The organism is Pseudomonas sp. KH_050 (assembly GCF_057838875.1).
This window is the reverse complement of record NZ_CM174478.1, coordinates 371736-389721: the sequence shown is the minus strand read 5'-3', so window position 1 is coordinate 389721 and position 17986 is coordinate 371736. Positions and strand designations below refer to the sequence as shown.

General features: G+C 60.0%; 17 protein-coding genes and 1 pseudogene. 8 read left to right on the top strand and 10 right to left on the bottom strand.

What is annotated here, in order from left to right; genetic code table 11:
* Positions 1–40: 40 nt before the first annotated feature.
* From hisI to AC3IUA_RS01740, 8 genes and pseudogenes are all read left to right on the top strand, one after another.
* Entirely contained in the window at positions 41–433 is a 393-nt protein-coding gene (hisI, locus tag AC3IUA_RS01775) for a phosphoribosyl-AMP cyclohydrolase (RefSeq protein WP_150802270.1), read from the top strand.
* Position 434: 1 nt separating this feature from the next.
* Positions 435–767 carry a phosphoribosyl-ATP diphosphatase gene (locus tag AC3IUA_RS01770; protein ID WP_489358819.1) on the top strand — a complete coding sequence of 111 codons (333 nt, stop codon included), beginning with the start codon at positions 435–437 and terminating at the stop codon, positions 765–767.
* A 28-nt stretch (positions 768–795) separates the two neighbouring features.
* On the top strand, positions 796–1071 hold the full coding sequence (locus AC3IUA_RS01765; protein WP_489358818.1) for a twin-arginine translocase TatA/TatE family subunit: 276 nt from the start codon (positions 796–798) through the stop codon (positions 1069–1071).
* 10 nt (positions 1072–1081) lie between these two features.
* Positions 1082–1537, top strand: coding sequence for a Sec-independent protein translocase protein TatB (tatB, locus tag AC3IUA_RS01760; RefSeq protein ID WP_489358817.1), 456 nt, complete (start codon positions 1082–1084; stop codon positions 1535–1537).
* Positions 1534–2334 (top strand): twin-arginine translocase subunit TatC, encoded by an 801-nt coding sequence (gene tatC, locus AC3IUA_RS01755; protein ID WP_489358816.1) that lies wholly within the window; start codon positions 1534–1536, stop codon positions 2332–2334. The genes tatB and tatC overlap by 4 nt, the downstream gene beginning before the upstream one ends.
* A complete protein-coding gene (locus AC3IUA_RS01750) occupies positions 2331–3038 on the top strand; it encodes a 16S rRNA (uracil(1498)-N(3))-methyltransferase (protein ID WP_489358815.1) in 708 nt (235 codons plus the stop codon). Before tatC ends, AC3IUA_RS01750 begins: the two co-directional genes overlap by 4 nt.
* 204 nt (positions 3039–3242) lie before the next feature.
* Positions 3243–4301 (top strand): annotated as a pseudogene (locus AC3IUA_RS01745) (methyl-accepting chemotaxis protein); the annotation flags it as partial.
* On the top strand, positions 4287–5159 hold the full coding sequence (locus AC3IUA_RS01740) for a methyl-accepting chemotaxis protein (RefSeq protein ID WP_489362202.1): 873 nt from the start codon (positions 4287–4289) through the stop codon (positions 5157–5159). The pseudogene AC3IUA_RS01745 and the gene AC3IUA_RS01740, both read left to right, overlap by 15 nt.
* Before the next feature lie 106 nt (positions 5160–5265).
* On the opposite strand, the gene AC3IUA_RS01735 is transcribed toward AC3IUA_RS01740, so the two are convergent.
* The 10 genes from AC3IUA_RS01735 to AC3IUA_RS01690 form a co-directional block, all read right to left on the bottom strand.
* Entirely contained in the window at positions 5266–6000 is a 735-nt protein-coding gene (locus tag AC3IUA_RS01735) for an amino acid ABC transporter ATP-binding protein (protein ID WP_489358814.1), read from the bottom strand.
* Positions 5993–6952, bottom strand: a complete 960-nt coding sequence (locus AC3IUA_RS01730) for an amino acid ABC transporter permease (protein WP_489358813.1) — start codon at positions 6950–6952, stop codon at positions 5993–5995. The genes AC3IUA_RS01735 and AC3IUA_RS01730 overlap by 8 nt, the downstream gene beginning before the upstream one ends.
* Before the next feature lie 182 nt (positions 6953–7134).
* Positions 7135–7932 (bottom strand): transporter substrate-binding domain-containing protein, encoded by a 798-nt coding sequence (locus AC3IUA_RS01725; RefSeq protein WP_489358812.1) that lies wholly within the window; start codon positions 7930–7932, stop codon positions 7135–7137.
* 295 nt (positions 7933–8227) lie between these two features.
* Complete coding sequence (gene mdoH / locus AC3IUA_RS01720) at positions 8228–10798, bottom strand: glucans biosynthesis glucosyltransferase MdoH (protein ID WP_489358811.1); 2571 nt, start codon at positions 10796–10798, stop codon at positions 8228–8230.
* Positions 10791–12593 carry a glucan biosynthesis protein G gene (locus tag AC3IUA_RS01715; RefSeq protein WP_489358810.1) on the bottom strand — a complete coding sequence of 601 codons (1803 nt, stop codon included), beginning with the start codon at positions 12591–12593 and terminating at the stop codon, positions 10791–10793. Before AC3IUA_RS01715 ends, mdoH begins: the two co-directional genes overlap by 8 nt.
* 275 nt (positions 12594–12868) lie before the next feature.
* Complete coding sequence (gene dtd, locus AC3IUA_RS01710) at positions 12869–13306, bottom strand: D-aminoacyl-tRNA deacylase (protein ID WP_489358809.1); 438 nt, start codon at positions 13304–13306, stop codon at positions 12869–12871.
* Positions 13303–14274 carry a prolyl aminopeptidase gene (gene pip, locus AC3IUA_RS01705; RefSeq protein ID WP_489358808.1) on the bottom strand — a complete coding sequence of 324 codons (972 nt, stop codon included), beginning with the start codon at positions 14272–14274 and terminating at the stop codon, positions 13303–13305. The genes dtd and pip overlap by 4 nt, the downstream gene beginning before the upstream one ends.
* A gap of 182 nt (positions 14275–14456) precedes the next feature.
* Complete coding sequence (gene hutG, locus AC3IUA_RS01700) at positions 14457–15260, bottom strand: N-formylglutamate deformylase (RefSeq protein WP_489358807.1); 804 nt, start codon at positions 15258–15260, stop codon at positions 14457–14459.
* A 10-nt stretch (positions 15261–15270) separates the two neighbouring features.
* On the bottom strand, positions 15271–16476 hold the full coding sequence (gene hutI / locus AC3IUA_RS01695) for an imidazolonepropionase (protein WP_489358806.1): 1206 nt from the start codon (positions 16474–16476) through the stop codon (positions 15271–15273).
* A 17-nt stretch (positions 16477–16493) separates the two neighbouring features.
* Positions 16494–17903, bottom strand: a complete 1410-nt coding sequence (locus tag AC3IUA_RS01690) for an amino acid permease (protein ID WP_489358805.1) — start codon at positions 17901–17903, stop codon at positions 16494–16496.
* Positions 17904–17986: the final 83 nt, after the last annotated feature.

Here is a 17986-nt window from a genome sequence, read left to right as displayed (position 1 = left end):
GGCACAGCAATAAGCGCTGCGCCGATTGTCGGAGTCGAAGATGAAAGATTGGCTGGACGAGATCAAATGGGACAACGACGGTCTGGTACCGGCGATTGCTCAGGATCACAAGACCGGGCGCGTACTGATGATGGCCTGGATGAACCGCGAAGCGCTGGAACTGACCGCCGCCGAGAACCGCGCCATCTACTGGTCGCGTTCCCGTGGCAAACTGTGGCGCAAGGGCGAAGAGTCCGGGCATGTGCAACAACTGCACGAGATGCGCCTGGACTGCGATGCCGATGTGATCATCCTGATGGTCGAACAGGTCGGCGATATCGCCTGCCATACCGGCCGCCAAAGCTGCTTCTACCGCGTCTACGAAAACGGCGACTGGAAGACTGTCGACCCGGTGCTCAAAGACCCGCACGCCATCTATTCGGCAGGACACTGAGATGACTGACACCCTGATCCGCCTGGCCCAAGTGCTGGAAGAGCGCAAAGGCGCTGCCGCCGACAGTTCGTATGTCGCCAGTCTGTACCACAAGGGCTTGAACAAGATTCTGGAGAAGGTCGGTGAGGAATCGGTTGAAACCATCATCGCCGCCAAGGACGCTGCCATCAGCGGCGATTGCAGCGATGTGATCTACGAAACCGCCGATTTATGGTTCCACAGTATGGTCATGCTCGCCCAACTGGGGCAGCATCCACAAGCTGTGCTGGATGAACTGGACCGACGCTTCGGTCTTTCCGGACACGCCGAGAAAGCCTCGCGCCCGTCCGCTTGAATTACGCTTAGAAGAGAGGAATCGCAGCATGGGCATTTTTGACTGGAAACACTGGGTCGTCATCCTGGTTGTCGTGATACTGGTGTTCGGCACCAAGAAACTGAAAAACCTCGGCACCGATGTCGGCGAGTCGATCAAGGGCTTTCGCAAGGCCATGAACGACGATGAGAAACCTGCTGATCCGACAGTGACACCGGCTCAACCGGTACCACCGGCACAACCACAGGCCTCGACACTGAACGAACCGCACACCATCGACGTGAAAGCACAAAAAGTCGAAGAGCCGATCCGCAAAGACTCGTGAGCACTGACTAATGTTTGGTATCAGCTTCTCTGAACTGCTGCTCGTCGGCCTCGTCGCGCTGCTGGTGCTCGGCCCTGAACGCCTGCCGGGTGCCGCGCGCACGGCCGGCCTGTGGGTCGGGCGCCTGAAACGCAGTTTCAACGCGATCAAACAGGAAGTTGAACGGGAAATCGGCGCGGACGAGATTCGTCGGCAACTGCACAACGAACATATTCTGTCGCTGGAGCAGGAAGCGCGGAAGATTCTCGCGCCGCAACAGCAGTCGCCGAGCACCTTCGAGCCAGCGGCGGAGCAGTCGATCCATGCTCCGGCGCAGGTTGCCACGGCTGTCGAGCCAGCGCCCGCAGCAGTCGTCAAACCGGCCGAGCCGGCTGTCGGCCCGCCTGCTACAGAAACTGTTTCTCCCGTGGCGGCACCCAGTGCGCCTGCCCCCCTCGACTCCACTTTGCCGCCGCGAGCCCCATGAGCGCTGATAAACCGGAAAACGACCAGCACATGCCGCTGGTTTCGCACCTCACCGAGTTGCGCACCCGCCTGCTGCGTTGTGTCGCGGCGATCTTTGTGATCTTTGCCGGGCTGTTCGCCTTCACGCAGCAGATCTACACCTTCGTCTCCACGCCACTGCGCGAGTACCTGCCAGTGGGCGCGACGATGATCGCCACCGACGTATCTTCGCCGTTCCTCACGCCGCTCAAGCTGACGATGATGGTCTCGCTGTTTCTGGCGATCCCGGTGATCCTGCATCAGATCTGGGGCTTTATCGCACCGGGGCTGTACAAGCACGAGAAGCGCATAGCGATGCCCTTGCTGGTCTCGAGCATTCTGCTGTTCTACACCGGGATGGCCTTCGCCTACTTCCTGGTGTTCCCGCTGATCTTCAAGTTCTTCGCCGCTGCCACCCCGGCCGGCGTTGAGATGATGACCGACATCACCAGCTACCTCGATTTCGTCATGACGCTGTTCTTCGCCTTCGGCGTAGCCTTCGAAATCCCGGTGGCCGTGGTGCTGCTGGTGTGGATCGGCGTGGTCGACGTCAAATACCTGAAGAAAATCCGCCCGTATGTGATCATCGGCTGCTTCGTGGTCGGCATGATCCTCACCCCGCCGGACATCTTCTCGCAGACCTTGCTGGCGGTGCCAATGTGGATTCTGTTCGAAATCGGCATCCTTTTTGGCAGCTTGATCAGCAAGCGCGGCGAGCATCCGGACGACCAGCCTGTCGACAGCGATCACGACGACCAGCCGCCAGCGACCCAAGCGTGAACCTGCTGCTTCTCGAAGAGGCCGACTTCATTGCGGCCGACCGGGTAATCCTGCGTGATCGGCGCCTGACTCACATGCAGGAAGTCCATCGCAGTGTCGTCGGTGACAGCCTGCGGGTCGGGCGCATCGGCGGGTTAATGGGTTCTGCCGAGGTACTGCGCCTGGAAGCCAGCGAGGCGGAATTGCGGATCAGCCTCGACCAGCCCCCACCGGCGAAACTGCCGCTGACCCTGCTGCTGGCCCTGCCACGACCGAAGATGCTCCGTCGGGTACTGCAAACCGTGGCTGCCATGGGCGTGCCGCGGGTGGTGCTGGTGAACAGCTACCGGGTCGAGAAGAGTTTCTGGCAAACGCCGTTCCTCGAACCGCAAGCGGTTCGCGAGCAACTGATCCTCGGCCTGGAGCAGGCCCGCGACAGCGTGCTGCCGCAAATCATCATCGAAAAGCGCTTCAAACCCTTCGTCGAAGACCGCCTGCCAGCAATGACCGAAGGCACCCTCGGGCTGGTCGGGCACCCCGGCAACTATCCACCCTGCCCGCGCGGGCTGGACGAGCCGGTGACGCTGGCGATCGGCCCTGAAGGCGGCTGGATCCCCTACGAAATCGACCTGCTGGCCAAGGCCGGCCTGCAACCGGTACAGCTCGGCGAGCGCATCCTGCGGGTCGAGACGGCCGTGACAGCCCTCCTGTCCCGACTGTTCTAATCGTTTCGCACCCCCTGTAGGAGCTGCCGCAGGCTGCGATCTTTTGATCCTGCATTTGCGGCGCCCCGAAAAGATCGCAGCCTGGCGGCAGCTCCTGCGCTGACCGGGTACCCCCTGAAGCGAGCTTGCTCGCCTCTACAGTTTCCCGCCGGCCTGCCGATACGCTCCTGATAGACCCATCCATGCTTAAAGGGAGTTCATAGCATGTACCGTTGGTTAGCCCAGAACCTTGGTAATGTGAGCGTAAATCTGAAACTTGGCATCGGCTTCGGTCTGGTGCTGCTCCTGACCCTGTTGATCACCTTTACCGGCTGGACTGGCCTGAGTAGCGTGATCGAGCGCGGCGACAAGCTGGGCTATATCGCCACGCTAAGCGATTTGACCAAAGAACTGCGCATCGCCCGCCTGGACTACGAAATGCACAAAGGCGAGCAAGGCCCGGCGGCGGTCAGCGAACTGCTGAACACGCTCGACGAAGGCCTGCAAATCGCGCGCAATCGTCTGGCGCAGCCAGATAGCATCGCCTTGCTCGACAAGCAACTGGCTGCCGTGAGCGAATACAAGCGCGCCTTCGCCGACATGACTCGGACAACCGCCAACCGTGAAGCCGCCCGCGCCAAACTCGGCGCCGCCGCCGACAACGCCGTGGCCCGCATAGCCGAGGTTGAAAAGTCGATGCTGCAAGGCGACAGCGTCGCGCAGTTCAACAGCATCATCGAGCAGAGCAAACTGATCCAGCAAGCGCGCTTCCAGGTCCGTGGTTACACCTACAGCGGCAAGTCCGAGGCCGAACAACCGGCGCTGGACGCCATCGACAACGCGCTGAAGAACCTCGCCAGCCTGTCGAGCCAACTGCCGGAGCAGTACATCGCCAACCTGCAGCAGGCTAGCGAATCGCTCAAAGGCTACCGGGCAGCGGTCAGCCAATTCCGTGACTTCCAAGTGGCCAGCGCCGCCGCCCTCAAACTCATGGCCGACCAGGGCGCTGTCTTGCTCGACGCCAGCAAGCAGCTGACCGCCGCGCAAATCACCAAGCGTGACAACGATGCGACGCAAGCAAAAAACACCCTGGCGCTGGTTACCGTAGCGACGCTGTTGTTCGGCCTGATTGCCGCCTGGGCCATCACCCGGCAGATCGTCATTCCGCTGCAACAGACCCTGACAGTCGTCGAGCGCGTGGCTGCCGGCGATCTCAGCCAGGATCTCGACGTCCAGCGCCGCGATGAACTCGGCCAACTGCAGCGCGCAATGCAGCGCATGACGCTCGGCCTGCGGGACCTGGTCGGTGGCATCGGCGAGGGCGTGACGCAGATCGCCAGCGCCGCCGCGCAGCTGTCAGCCGTCACCGAACAAACCAGTGCCGGGGTCAACAGCCAGAAAGTCGAGACCGATCAGGTCGCCACCGCCATGCATGAGATGACCGCCACTGTGCAGGAAGTCGCGCGCAACGCTGAAGAGGCCTCGGAAGCCGCGGTCGCCGCTGACCAGCAGGCCCGTGAAGGCGATAAGGTGGTCGGCGAAGCCATCGCCCAGATCGAACGCCTGGCCACCGAGGTCGGTAATTCCACCGAGGCCATGAGTCATCTCAAGCGCGAAAGCGACAAGATCGGCAGCGTGCTCGACGTGATCAAGTCGGTGGCGCAACAAACCAACCTGCTGGCGCTCAACGCAGCTATTGAAGCCGCTCGCGCCGGTGAGGCCGGACGCGGTTTTGCGGTGGTCGCCGATGAGGTGCGCAGCCTCGCCCAACGCACCCAGAAGTCCACCGAGGAAATCGAAGAGCTGATCGTCGGCCTGCAAAGCGGCACCCAGCAAGTCGCCACCATCATGGACAACAGCCGCTGCCTGACCGATAGCAGCGTCGAGTTGACCCGGCGCGCTGGCGGCTCGCTGGCCAACATCACCCGTACCGTGTCAGCGATCCAGGCGATGAACCAACAAATCGCCGCAGCCGCCGAGCAACAAAGCGCTGTGGCCGAAGAGATCAACCGCAGCGTGCTGAATGTGCGAGATGTGTCGGAGCAGACCTCGGCCGCCAGTGAAGAGACCGCCGCCTCCAGCGTCGAGCTGGCGCGATTGGGGACTCATCTGCAGATGTTGGTGGGTAAGTTCAAGGTTTGAGTAGGGCGTGAAGCCTGAAAGATCGCAGCCTGCGCCAGCTCCTACAAGGATTTGTGTACATCTGTAGGAGCTGCCGCAGGCTGCGATCTCTTAGCAGGCGACGAAGTTATAGAACCTGGCGCAAAAACGCCTGAGCCCGCAGATCCTTCGGCGACGCAAAGAACTCGTCCGGCGGGGAATCTTCCAGCAGTTTGCCGTGATCGAAGAACAGCACCCGGTCCGCCACTTCCCGGGCGAAGCCCATTTCGTGGGTGACGCAGACCATGGTCATGCCTTCCAGGGCCAGAGTCTTCATCACGTCGAGGACTTCACCGACCATTTCCGGGTCGAGCGCCGAGGTCGGCTCATCGAATAACATGACCTTCGGCTCCATGGCCAGTGCACGGGCTATCGCCACCCGCTGTTGCTGACCGCCCGAGAGGCGTGAAGGGAACTCGTTGGCCTTCTGTGCAATACCGACCTTTTCCAGCAACGCCCGGGCCTTGGCTTCGCGTTCCTGCTTGCCGCGCTTGCGCACGACTTTCTGCGCCAGACAGAGGTTTTCCAGCACCGTCATGTGCGGGAACAGGTTGAAATGCTGGAAGACCATACCGACTTCACGGCGGTAGGCATTGACGTCGGTTTTCGGATTGGCGAGTTCCAGGCCGTCAATACTGACGGAGCCCGAGTCGAACTCTTCCAGGCCATTGAGGCAGCGCAGGAAGGTCGACTTGCCTGAGCCGGACGGGCCGATCACCACCAGCACTTCACCCTTGGCCACCTGCGTGGTGACGTTATCCACCGCGCGGACCACTTGGCCACGGGTGTCGAAGACTTTTACCAGATCGCGGACTTCAATCACTTTGCGCGAGCCTCCGCTCAAGCCGGCTGGCGATTTTCGACAGCGGCAGGTTGATCAACAGATACAGTCCCGCCACGCAGAACAGGATCTCGAACGGCGAAAACGAGGTGGTGATGACTTCCCGTCCGCTCTTGAGCAGTTCGGTAATGGCGATCACCGACACCAGCGAGGTGTCTTTCACCAGGCTGATGAATTGCCCCGCCAACGGCGGTAGCACTCGCTTGAAGGCCTGTGGCAGGACCACATGGCGCATCGACTGGCCGGCGCTCAAACCCAGCGAGCGCGCAGCCTCGTTCTGGCCACGGGCAATTGACTGCACGCCGGAACGGACGATTTCCGCGACATAGGCGCCGGTGAACAACGACAGCGCGGCAATCCCGGCGAATTCGCGGGACAGGTTCAACACCGTACCGATGAAGAAATAGAAAATGAAAATCTGCACCAGCAACGGCGTGCCGCGCACCAGCTCGACATAGACCGTCGACAGGTCGCGCAAGGTCGGGTTGTTCGATAGCCGGCACAGACCGGTCGCCAGGCCGATCACCAGCCCGAGCACGCCGGACACCACCGACAGCCACAGCGTGGTCCAAAGACCCCAGAGCAGCGGCCCTGCCGCCCAATGGCGAGTGACACCAATCACATCGCCTTCGGCCACATCATCGCCACGGGCGACTTGCAGGCTGTTGTCATCGACTGTGAGGTGCTGTTCGTCACCAGCCTCATTGCGCAGGGTAACTTCGGCTTTATCGCCTTTACGCACCAGTTCGCTGACAGTGGAGATATCCGCTGCTCGCTGGGACTCTTCAGCGTGGTAGACAAAGTATTGCGGCACACGGTTCCAGCGCCACTCATAGGACATCAGCGAGGTGGCGTAATACAACGCGCCAGCCAGGCCGATCAGCACCAGCACGGTTAAAACGTGCCAGGGCCATTGGGCTTTTTTCTGTTTCATTGGTTCTACTAGATTCCAAATTCTATGTTGCCAGATAAGCCGTCATCGCGAGCAAGCCCGCTCCCACATTTGATCTGCTTCAAGCACACATTTTGTGTACACCACAGATCCAGTGTGGGAGCGGGCTTGCTCGCGAAAGGGACGACGCGGTGCAACTGGCACAGCGTCGTCAATGATCAGCCTTATTCCATATCCTTGAGCCAGGCGGTGTCTTTGAACCACTTGTCATGGATGCGATCGTAGGTGCCGTCTTCGCGGATCTGGTGCAAGAAGTTGTTGATGAAGTTGAGACTGTCGTAGTCGCCCTTCTTCAGACCAAAGGCCAGCGGCTCGTAGGTGAATGGCTTGTCGATGAAGACCAGCTTGCCGTTGCCGACCTTGTTCACCGCCACGACGTTGTATGGCGCGTCGTAGATAAAGGCGTCAGCCTTGCCGTTGACCACGTCGAGCACTGCTTCCTGCTCGTTGTCGTAACCGTGGTACTTGGCTTTGGAGATCAGTTTTTTCGCGACCATTTCGCCAGTGGTGCCGAGCTTGGAGGTGATGCGGTAGTCAGCGCTGTTCAGGTCTTTGTAGGACTTGATGGTGCCTTCCAGCTCCTTGCGGATCAGCAGGGTCTGGCCAACCACGATGAACGGTTCGCTGAAGTTCAAGCGCAGGTTGCGTTCCTGGGTCAGGGTCATGCCACTGCCGATCATGTCGAACTTGTCGGTCAGCAAGGCCGGGATGATGCCGTCATAGCCGGTGGAAACCGTCTCCAGCTTGACACCCATGGCCTTGGTCATGGCTTTGAGCAGGTCGACTTCAAAGCCGATGATCTCGCCACGTTTGTTGGTCATCTGGAACGGCATGTAGGTCGGGTCCATGCCGACTTTCAGTGTGCCGCGTTTGATTGCGTCATCGATGGCGCCGGCCTGAGCCGTGTTGACTGCAACCAATGCCGTGACGCCAAGCAGCAGCATCGAGAGATACTTTTTCATCATCCAGTCCCCAAGCCCAGTGTGTTGTGAGGCGCGCAAACCGCAGGTTTCCTTTGAGAAACCGGTAGATACGAACAGAAAGTTGTCCGGGCGCACCAATTCGGGGACGAATGCTAACGCACTCATTAGTTTGCACAAGGGTTTGGCAACGTTCAGGTAAAAAAAGCTCTGTCTCTCGGGAAGCGGAGCATTTTACCGGTGTATTGGATGCGTAGCATGGTCGGGCGGTTCGGCTGGCCACACGCTTCAATCTAACCACAACAAAAAAGCCCCGCTAACTTAGCGGGGCTTTTCATTATGCCAGCTGAGGTTGCACGCTCAGCGGCTTGAGCGGCAGCAGTGGCGCATGGGGGTCGGCTTTCACCGATTTGCGCCAGGCTTGCAGCCAGTCGGGGTGGTTTTCGTTCCAGATCTGCTCATGCAAACGAGCCATTGCCACTGGATCGCTCAGCAGTTGCACCCGCTCATTGTTGTTCAGACCGTCAGGCCCGACTTTCAATGCATGGCGAACCCGCTCGATCCGCAGCCATTCGATCGGCTCGGCCTGACCGTGACGCGAAGTCGCCAGCGAGCACGCCAAGGCGTTTTGCTGTGGATCGACCACCGAGCGGATGAAGCCGTCTTTCAGCGCATGCCAACGGTTTTCGTGGGTGTACTGGTCAGTTGCCAGCAACGCCTGTGGCGGATTGTATTCCTCAGGGATCAGGAACAGGCTTTCGTCACGGGATTTGAGGCCCAGACCAACCCGGCTGGAGATCACCGACACCGGGATCGACAGCATCAGCGAACCGACGATCGGTACCAACCACCAGAGGAAGCTTGGGTTGAGCCAAATCACCAGCAGCGCCCAGAAGAAGCCCAGCAAGGTTTGCGGACCATGGCGACGTACCGCTTCGCTCCACGGAGTGGAGTCATCGTCACGTTGCGGGGAGTTCCAGGTCGCGGCCCAGCCGAGGAACGCGGCGAGTACGAAGCGGGTGTGGAAAATCATCCGCACCGGCGCCAGCAGCATGGAGAACAACATCTCCAGCAGCATCGACAGGGTCACCTTGAACTTGCCGCCGAACTCTTTCGCGCCCTTGGCCCAAATCAGGATGATGCTCAGCAACTTCGGCAGGAACAGCAGCACGATGGTGGTCGAGAACAGCGCAATTGCCTTGTCCGGATGCCATTGTGGCCACAGCGGATAGAGCTGTCGCGGTTCCAGGAAGTACTGCGGCTCCATCAATGTGTTGACCGCCAGCAGCGCCGTCGACAACACGAGGAAGAAGAACCACAACGGCGCCGACAAGTACGACATCACGCCGGTCAGGAACACCGCACGGTGCACCGGGTGCATGCCCTTGACCAGGAACAGCCGGAAATTCATCAGGTTGCCGTGACACCAGCGGCGATCACGCTTGAGTTCGTCAAGCAGGTTCGGCGGCAGTTCTTCATAGCTGCCGGGCAAGTCGTAGGCAATCCACACGCCCCAGCCGGCACGGCGCATCAGCGCAGCTTCGACGAAGTCGTGAGAGAGGATCGCACCGGCGAACGCGCCTTTGCCGGGCAATGGCGCCAAGGCGCAATGCTCGATGAACGGCTTCATGCGAATGATCGCGTTGTGACCCCAGTAGTGGGATTCACCCAACTGCCAGAAGTGCAGGCCCGCGGTAAACAACGGACCGTACACCCGGGTGGCGAACTGCTGCATGCGTGCATAAAGCGTATCCATGCCCGAGGCGCGCGGCGCGGTCTGAATGATCCCGGCGTCCGGTGTGGCCTCCATCAAGCGCACCAGACTGGACAGGCATTCGCCGCTCATCACGCTGTCGGCGTCGAGCACTACCATGTACTTGTAATCACCGCCCCAACGACGGCAGAAGTCGTCGAGGTTGCCGCTCTTGCGTTTTACACGGCGGCGGCGACGGCGATAGAAGATCTTGCCGAAACCCTTGGCTTCGCGGCAGACGTCCAGCCAGGCCTGCTGCTCGGCGACGCAAATATCGGCATCGTTACTGTCGCTCAAGACGAAGAAGTCGAAGCGATCCAGGTCACCGGTCGCCGCGACCGACTCGAAAGTCGCCCGCAAACCGGCGAACACCCGCGGCACGTCTTCGTTGCAGATCGGCATCACCAGCGCAGTGCGCGCATCCTTGGCGATCGGTTCGTTACCGGCGCTTTTACCGGAAATCCGGTATTTGTCGTGACCGGTGAGCAATTCGAGGAAGCCCATCAGCGCGGTCCAGAAACCGGCCGATACCCAGCAGAACAGAATCCCGAACAGAATCAGGATGCTGGTTTGCAAGGCATATGGCAGCACTTGCGTGGCGGTTTGGATCAGCGGTTGATGCAGGACTTCGTCCAGGTCGACGAACGACCAGCCCTGGTACGGCATGATGCCTTTCATGTACCAGCCGGCGACGATGGTTTGACCGAGCATCAGCACCAGCAGGATGTAACGGCGGATCGAGCCGACCGTACGCCAGCGGGCAGCCGGCAGCACGTTCTCATCTTTCGGCGGCGCAGGCGGGTTGGTGCGTCCGGTCAGGCGACGCCAGCCGCGCACCAGGATATTGGTGCGCCACGGCTCCGGCACGACCTTGGTCCGGCGAATCGGCGGGGTTGCCTTGAGGCAGACCCGGCCTTCGGCGTCGACCGCCAACATCTCGGCCTCCTCCAGCTCTTGCGCGGAGTTCAAGGTCAGACGGCGGCCTACCGAGGCTTGTGCAGCCTCGACAGGCGCGTCGAACGTCGAAGACGACAGGCGTTCATGCAACTCGCTGAACGACTTGCAGCCCGCCAGTTCGGCGCGTTGCACATCGCTCATCGGCAGATGCGCCAGATACTCGGCGAGAGTCTCTGGCTGTACTTGGGAATTACTCATCGGCAGGCAACTGGTAGCTCCAGGTCTCGGTCAATACTTTTTCAGTTTTTACCGATTCCGGGGTGACTGGGGCCGCTTCGGCAGCTGCAGGCTGCTTGGCGTCTGGTTCTTTCTGTTCTTTCTGCTCTTGTTTCACTTTCTGCTCTTGCGCCGCTTGAGCCGCTTGAGCCGCTTGTTTCTCTTGCTGCTTGGCGGCGATTTTGTCGGCCTTTGCAATTGAAGAGTTGGTCACAGGAGCAACCTTGGCCGGCTCCGCAGCCTCGATATTCTGGACCAGCGCGGCACGCATCTCGGTCGACTTGCTCGGGTCCTTGATCTTCATGCGCAGCGTCAGGCGCCAGCCTTGGGTCTCAGGATTGTAGCGAACGCTGTTTTCCACCAGTTCGGCATTGTCGCCAACGCTGACCTGGCTGCGAACTTCCGCGTCCTCCGGCAGAGCCTTGAGGGACGGACCTTCAAAGTCCACCAGATACGCGACGCTGCCGTCCGGCTGACGGATCAGGTTGGACTGCTTCACGTCACCGGTAGAGCGCAGTGTCTGCTTGACCCAGGCACTGTCGACCGAATGCAGCGCAGCTTCGTCCATGGTCCAGTGCATACGGTAAGCGAAGTCCAGCGGTTGGCCTGGCTCAGGGAGCTTTTCCGGGCTCCAGAAAGCCACGATATTATCGTTGGTTTCGTCGGCAGTCGGAATCTCTACCAGATCGACGGAGCCTTTGCCCCAGTCGCCCTTCGGTTCGATCCAGGCGCTTGGGCGCTTGTCGTAGCGGTCGTCGAGGTCTTCATAGTGGGCGAAATCACGACCACGTTGCAGCAGACCGAAACCACGCGGGTTCTCGACCGAGAAGTTGCTCACGGCCAGGTGTTTCGGGTTGTTCAGCGGACGCCAGATCCATTCGCCATTGCCGGCATGAATCGACAAACCGTCTGAATCGTGCAGCTCACGACGATAATTGAGCACCTTCGACGGCTGGTTCGCGCCGAACAGGAACATGCTGGTCAACGGGGCGATGCCGAGCTTGTTGACCTTGTCACGCAGGTACACCTGCGCCTTGACGTCGACGACGGTGTCGCTACCCGGACGCAGGGTCAGTCGGTAGGCACCGGTCGAACGCGGCGAATCCAGCAAGGCAAAGATCACCAGGTGCTTGTCGCCCGGCTTGGGTTGCTGAATCCAGAATTCAGTGAAGCGCGGGAATTCTTCACCGGACGGCAGCGCGGTATCGATCGCCAGGCCACGAGCGGACAAACCATAGACATGGCCTTTGCCGACAACGCGGAAGTAACTCGCGCCGAGCATGGTCATGATCTCGTCTTGCTTGTCCGCCTTATTGACCGGGTACAGCACACGGAAACCGGCATAACCCAACTGCTCGGTGGCCTTGGGATCGACTTTGACGTCGCCGAAATCGAAACGACTCGGGTCGTACTTGATCTCTTGAACGGTGGTCGCCGTGATTTCGTTGATCTTCACCGGCGTGTCGAAATGCATGCCCTGGTGATAGAACGACAACTTGAACGGGGTTTTCTGATCGGCCCATTCGGCTTTTTCAGTGCGGAAACGAATTTTCTGATAATCGGCGAACTTCATTTCACGAAATTCGTTCGGCAGGTTACTGCGCGGGGCTTCGTACTTTTGCCCGGCCAGCTCTTTGGCCTTGGCCGACACATCATTCAGATTGAAAGCCCAAAGCTGGCCGGCGCTGAGCAGACACAGCAGTGCAGAGCCGGTTGCTAGAGCGTTTCGTAACCGTTTGGCAGACAATTTTGGTGCAATACAGGGACTAACAATCACGAGCAACCCTCGCCGAAAACAGATCAGAAAACCAACGGCCAGCTTCTATATGCCAGGTTGGCGAGCATTGTTCCGACTCCGATGGGGCTAAATGATTCCCCAAACGGTTCCGGACAAGTCTCTACCTAAGTCAAAATGGACCAACGAACGCTGATCCCCGTAGCGCGCGATTATCTAGTAGGGCGCGTTACAACGCATCAGGGGTAACAAAGTATTTATCGCGAAAACGCCCGATTTCAGGCCCAAAAGGACCTGAAAAGATGTTTCAAGCGCTTTCAGGACTGCAGCAGGAAGGTCACTGGGCCATCATTGACCAAATGCACCTGCATGTCCGCGCCAAATATCCCTGATGCCACATTGCCATGCAACTGCCGCGCCCTTATTAATAGATAGTCAAAAAGCTCTTCTCCCAATGCCGGAGGGGCAGCGGAAGAAAAGCTCGGGCGCAAACCGTTCCTGGTATCGGCGGCCAGGGTGAACTGCGACACCAGTAGCAAACCGCCACCGACGTCCGCCAAAGACAGGTTCATCTTGCCTTCGACATCACTGAACACCCGATAGTTAAGCAGCTTATGCAGCAATTTGTCGGCACTGGCCCGAGTATCCTCGGGTTCGACCGCCACCAGCACCAACAACCCCTGGTCTACTGCGCCAACGATCTCCCCCGCCACCTCGACTCGCGCGCTACGTACGCGCTGTAGCAGGCCCTTCATGCTTCTTCGGGTGGCAAGTCGAGCAAGCGTCGGGCCATTTTGCTCGCCGCGCGCACCAAGGCATCAGTGATCCCAGGTTCGGATGCCGCATGGCCGGCATCGCGAATCACCTGCAATTCGCTGTTCGGCCAGGCCTGATGCAGTTCCCACGCGTTATCCAATGGGCAGATCACATCGTAGCGGCCATGGACGATCACCCCTGGCAGGTGGGCGATCTTCTGCATGTCGCGGATCAACTGATTGGGCTCAAGGAAGGCATTATTGGTGAAGTAGTGGCATTCGATCCGGGCAATCGACAGCGCGCGCTGCGGCTCGGAGAAACGATCGACGACCAAGGGGTTGGGCCGCAAGGTCGCAGTGCGGCCTTCCCAGGTCGACCAGGCCTTGGCCGCGTGCATCTGCGCGATCTGGTCGTTGCCGGTCAGGCGCTTGTGGAAAGCCGTGAGCAGATCATCGCGCTCATCCAGCGGGATTGGCGCTACATAGTCCTGCCAGTAATCCGGAAACAGCCGGCTGGCACCGGCCTGATAGAACCACTCGATCTCTTGCGGACGGCAGAGAAAGATGCCGCGCAGGATCAGCCCGTGGACCCGCTCCGGGTGGGTCTGCGCATAGGCCAGCGCGAGGGTCGAACCCCAGGAGCCGCCAAACAGCACCCATTTTTCGATGCCCAGATGCAGGCGAATCCGCTCAAGGTCGGCAATCAGATCCCAGGTGGTGTTGTTTTCCAGACTGGCATGAGGCGTCGAGCGACCGCAGCCACGCTGATCGAAGGTGATGATGCGGTACATATTCGGATCGAAATAACAGCGACTCTGCGCATCGCACCCGGCCCCTGGCCCGCCGTGGATGAACACCACCGGCAAACCTTCGGGTGAACCACTTTCGTCGACATACAGTACATGGGGTTTTTCGACGGCCAGATCGTGCCGGGCGTAAGGTTTGATCTGCGGGTACAAAGTCTGCATTGCGCGCTCCGTAAGGGGTCGAGGTCATCCCTGGGGGGACTTCTATTATTCTGCCGTCCGGCATCATAAACCCGAATTGTGCAATGAGCATGTCCTTGGAGAAATTGGGAGGTGTTTCAGGACCCACATCAGTCTTGAGTGAACCTGTGTGGCGAGGGAGCTTGCTCCCTCGCCACAGGGGGTCAGCGCGGGTAGTGCTGCTGCCCCCAATCCAGCAACCCTTGCAGCAACTCCTTGAGTACCACCTGAGTCGGCGCGGCCAGGTCAGCGCGATAGCGGAAGGGCTCGACCTCTTCCATATAGGTCCGCTGCCCCAGTTCGAGCTGCACCGCATGGATATTTTCCGCAGGGTTGCCGTAATGCCGGGTGATGTGGCCACCCTTGAAGCGTCCGTTCAGCACATGACTGTAGTCCGGGTGCCGGGCGCAGATGGCTTCCAACTGATTAGCCAGCTGCGGATCGCAACTGGCGCCATTGAAGGTGCCGAGGTTGAAGTCCGGCAGTCGGCCTTCGAACAGATGCGGGATCACCGAGCGGATCGAATGCGCATCGAACAACAGCGCATAGCCGAACTCGGCTTTCAGCCGTGCCAGTTCTTGTTGCAAGGTGCGGTGATACGGCGTCCAGACCTGCTCAAGGTAACGGGCGCGCTCCTCGACGGACGGCTCCAGCCCTTCGCGGAACAACGGCACACCGTCGAACAGCGTTGCCGGATACAAACCAGTGGTCGCGCCAACATATAACGGCTTGTCGTCGGACGGACGGTTCAGGTCGATAACGAACCGCGAGTACTCGGCTGCCAGGGTGCTGGCACCCAACGCTTGAGCGAACTCATAGAGCTGCGGGATATGCCAGTCAGTGTCCGGCAGGCTTTGTGCCTCTGGGATCAGGCCGGCTTGTACCGCAGGGGTCAGACGCACACCGGCATGGGGCATGCTGATCAGCAACGGCACCCGACCTTGTTTGAAGTTCAGAACCTTATCCACAGCCATTCTCCTAAATCGTGACTTCGACGCCGTGGCGTACGACGCGTTTTTCCAGGTCGCCGCCCAGCCAGTACGCCAGGTCGGCCGGACGATCGATCTGCCAGGCGACGAAGTCGGCGACCTTGCCGACTTCCAGCGAGCCATGGGTTTTGTCCATGCCCAGCGCGGTAGCCGCGTGAATGGTTACCCCTGCCAGAGCCTCTTCCGGGGTCATACGCAAACAGGTGCAGGCCATGTTCAGCATCAGCCGCACCGACAGGGCCGGTGAGGTGCCGGGGTTGAGGTCGCTGGCGATGGCGATTTTCACCCCGTGTTTGCGCAAGGCATCCATCGGCGGCAATTGGGTTTCGCGCAGGAAGTAGAACGCGCCCGGCAGCAACACCGCGACGGTGCCGGACCTGGCCATGGCGATGGCGTCGTCTTGCGTCATGAATTCCAGATGGTCAGCCGACAACGCATGGTAACGCGCCGCCAGACTCGACCCATGCAGGGATGACAGCTGTTCGGCGTGCAATTTCACCGGCAGACCGAGGTTCTGCGCGGCGATGAACACCCGCTCGACCTGCGCAGGCGAAAACGCCAGGTATTCGCAAAACGCATCCACCGCATCCACCAGGCCTTCAGCGGCCAGCGCCGGAAGCATTTCGGTGCAGATGTGCTCGATGTAGTCGTCGGCGCGATCGGCATATTCCGGCGGCAAGGCGTGCGCCGCCAGACAGGTGCTGCGCACACTGACCGGCAACTCGGCGCCGAGACGGCGGATTACTCGCAGAATCTTCCGTTCACTGGCCAGATCCAGACCGTAACCGGACTTGATCTCGACGCTGGTGACGCCGTCACGCAGCAGGCTCTTCAACCGTTTATGCGCGCTGGCGAACAACTCCTCCTCGCTGGCCGCCCGAGTCGCGCGCACGGTGCTGGCAATGCCTCCACCGGCCGCGGCGATTTCGGCATAGCTCACACCTTGCAGGCGCTGCTCGAACTCGCCGCTGCGGTTGCCGCCGAACACCGTGTGGGTGTGGCAGTCGATCAGGCCCGGGGTGACCCAGGCTCCGGCGAGGTCGTAGACTTCGGGGTATTCGCCTGCCGGTAGTTCACTGCGTGGGCCGATCCACTCTATGTGCGCTCCTGACGTCACGATGGCGGCATCCTCGATGATCGAGTAAGTACCCTGCGCCATGCTTGCAACGTGGCAGTGTTGCCAGAGAGTTTTCATCCGAGGCCTCCGTTAGATTATCGATGGGACAAAGAAGGGTCGTGGTTGACCTCGACCGCCTGTCCGGCCGCCGGTTTTACCCACAGTTTATAAGCAATCACCAGCAGCACGATCCATACCGCACCCACCACCAGCGCCGCCTGGGTATCCGGGAAGTAACCCAGCACGCCGAAAACAAACAGCATGAACACAATCGCCGCCGCCGGTGCATAGGGCCAGAACGGAACCGGGAACTGCAGCTGAGCGACTTGTTCGCGAGTCATCGAACGACGCATGGCCACCTGAGTGATCAGAATCATCAACCAGACCCAGACCGTGGCGAAGGTCGCAATCGAGGCGATCACCAGGAACACGTTTTCCGGGATCAGGTAGTTCAGCAGCACGCCGCCCAGCAGGGCTGCACCCATGACCACCACGGTCATCCAGGGCACGCCTTGCTTCGACAGTTGAGCAAAACCTTTTGGCGCCTGACCTTGTTGCGCCAGGCCGTACATCATGCGTCCGGCACCAAAAATGTCGCTGTTGATCGCCGAGACTGCCGCGGAGATCACCACAATATTGAGGATGGTCGCCGCCGAGCTGATGCCCAGGTTGTCGAAAATCTGCACGAACGGGCTGCCCTGGCTGCCGATCTGCGGCCACGGATAGATGGCCATCAGCACGAACAGTGTCAGCACGTAGAACAGCAGAATCCGCAGCGGCACAGCATTGATCGCCCGTGGAATCACCCGCTGTGGATCCTTGGCCTCACCGGCGGTGATGCCAATGATTTCGATCCCGCCGAACGCGAACATCACCACCGCCAACGATGCGATCAAGCCACCGATGCCGTTGGGCATAAAGCCGCCATGGGCCCAGAGGTTGCTCAGGCCGGTAGCCTGTTCGGTGCTGGCCGAACTGATCCCGAATAGCATGATGCCGAAGCCGCCGAGGATCATCGCGACGATGGCGGCGACTTTCAGTAACGACAGCCAGAACTCCATCTCACCGAAGACTTTGACGTTGCACAGGTTCAGCCCGCCGATCAGGAACACGATGCCCAGCACCCAGACCCAGCGTGCGACCTCGGGAAACCAGAAACCCATGTAGATACCGAACGCAGTGACGTCGGCCAGGCAGACGATGATCATCTCGAAGGCATAGGTCCAGCCAAGGATGAAGCCCGCCATAGGGCCCAGGTAGGTGCTGGCGTACTGACCGAAGGAACCGGCGACCGGGTTGTGCACGGCCATTTCACCGAGGGCGCGCATGACCATGAACACCGCCGCACCACCAATCAGGTAGGCAAGCAGCACTGCCGGACCGGCCATTTGAATGGCCGAGGCAGAACCGTAAAACAGCCCGGTGCCGATCGCCGACCCCAGTGCCATGAAACGAATATGGCGGGCCGATAGCCCGCGTTTCAAACCCTTTTCTTGCTGATGCATTTCTCGTCCTTAAATTATTTTTGTCGGAGAAAGTCGATAAGGGGTGAATGAGCCGAGTCAGATCTGACATCTCTGGCGTCAAC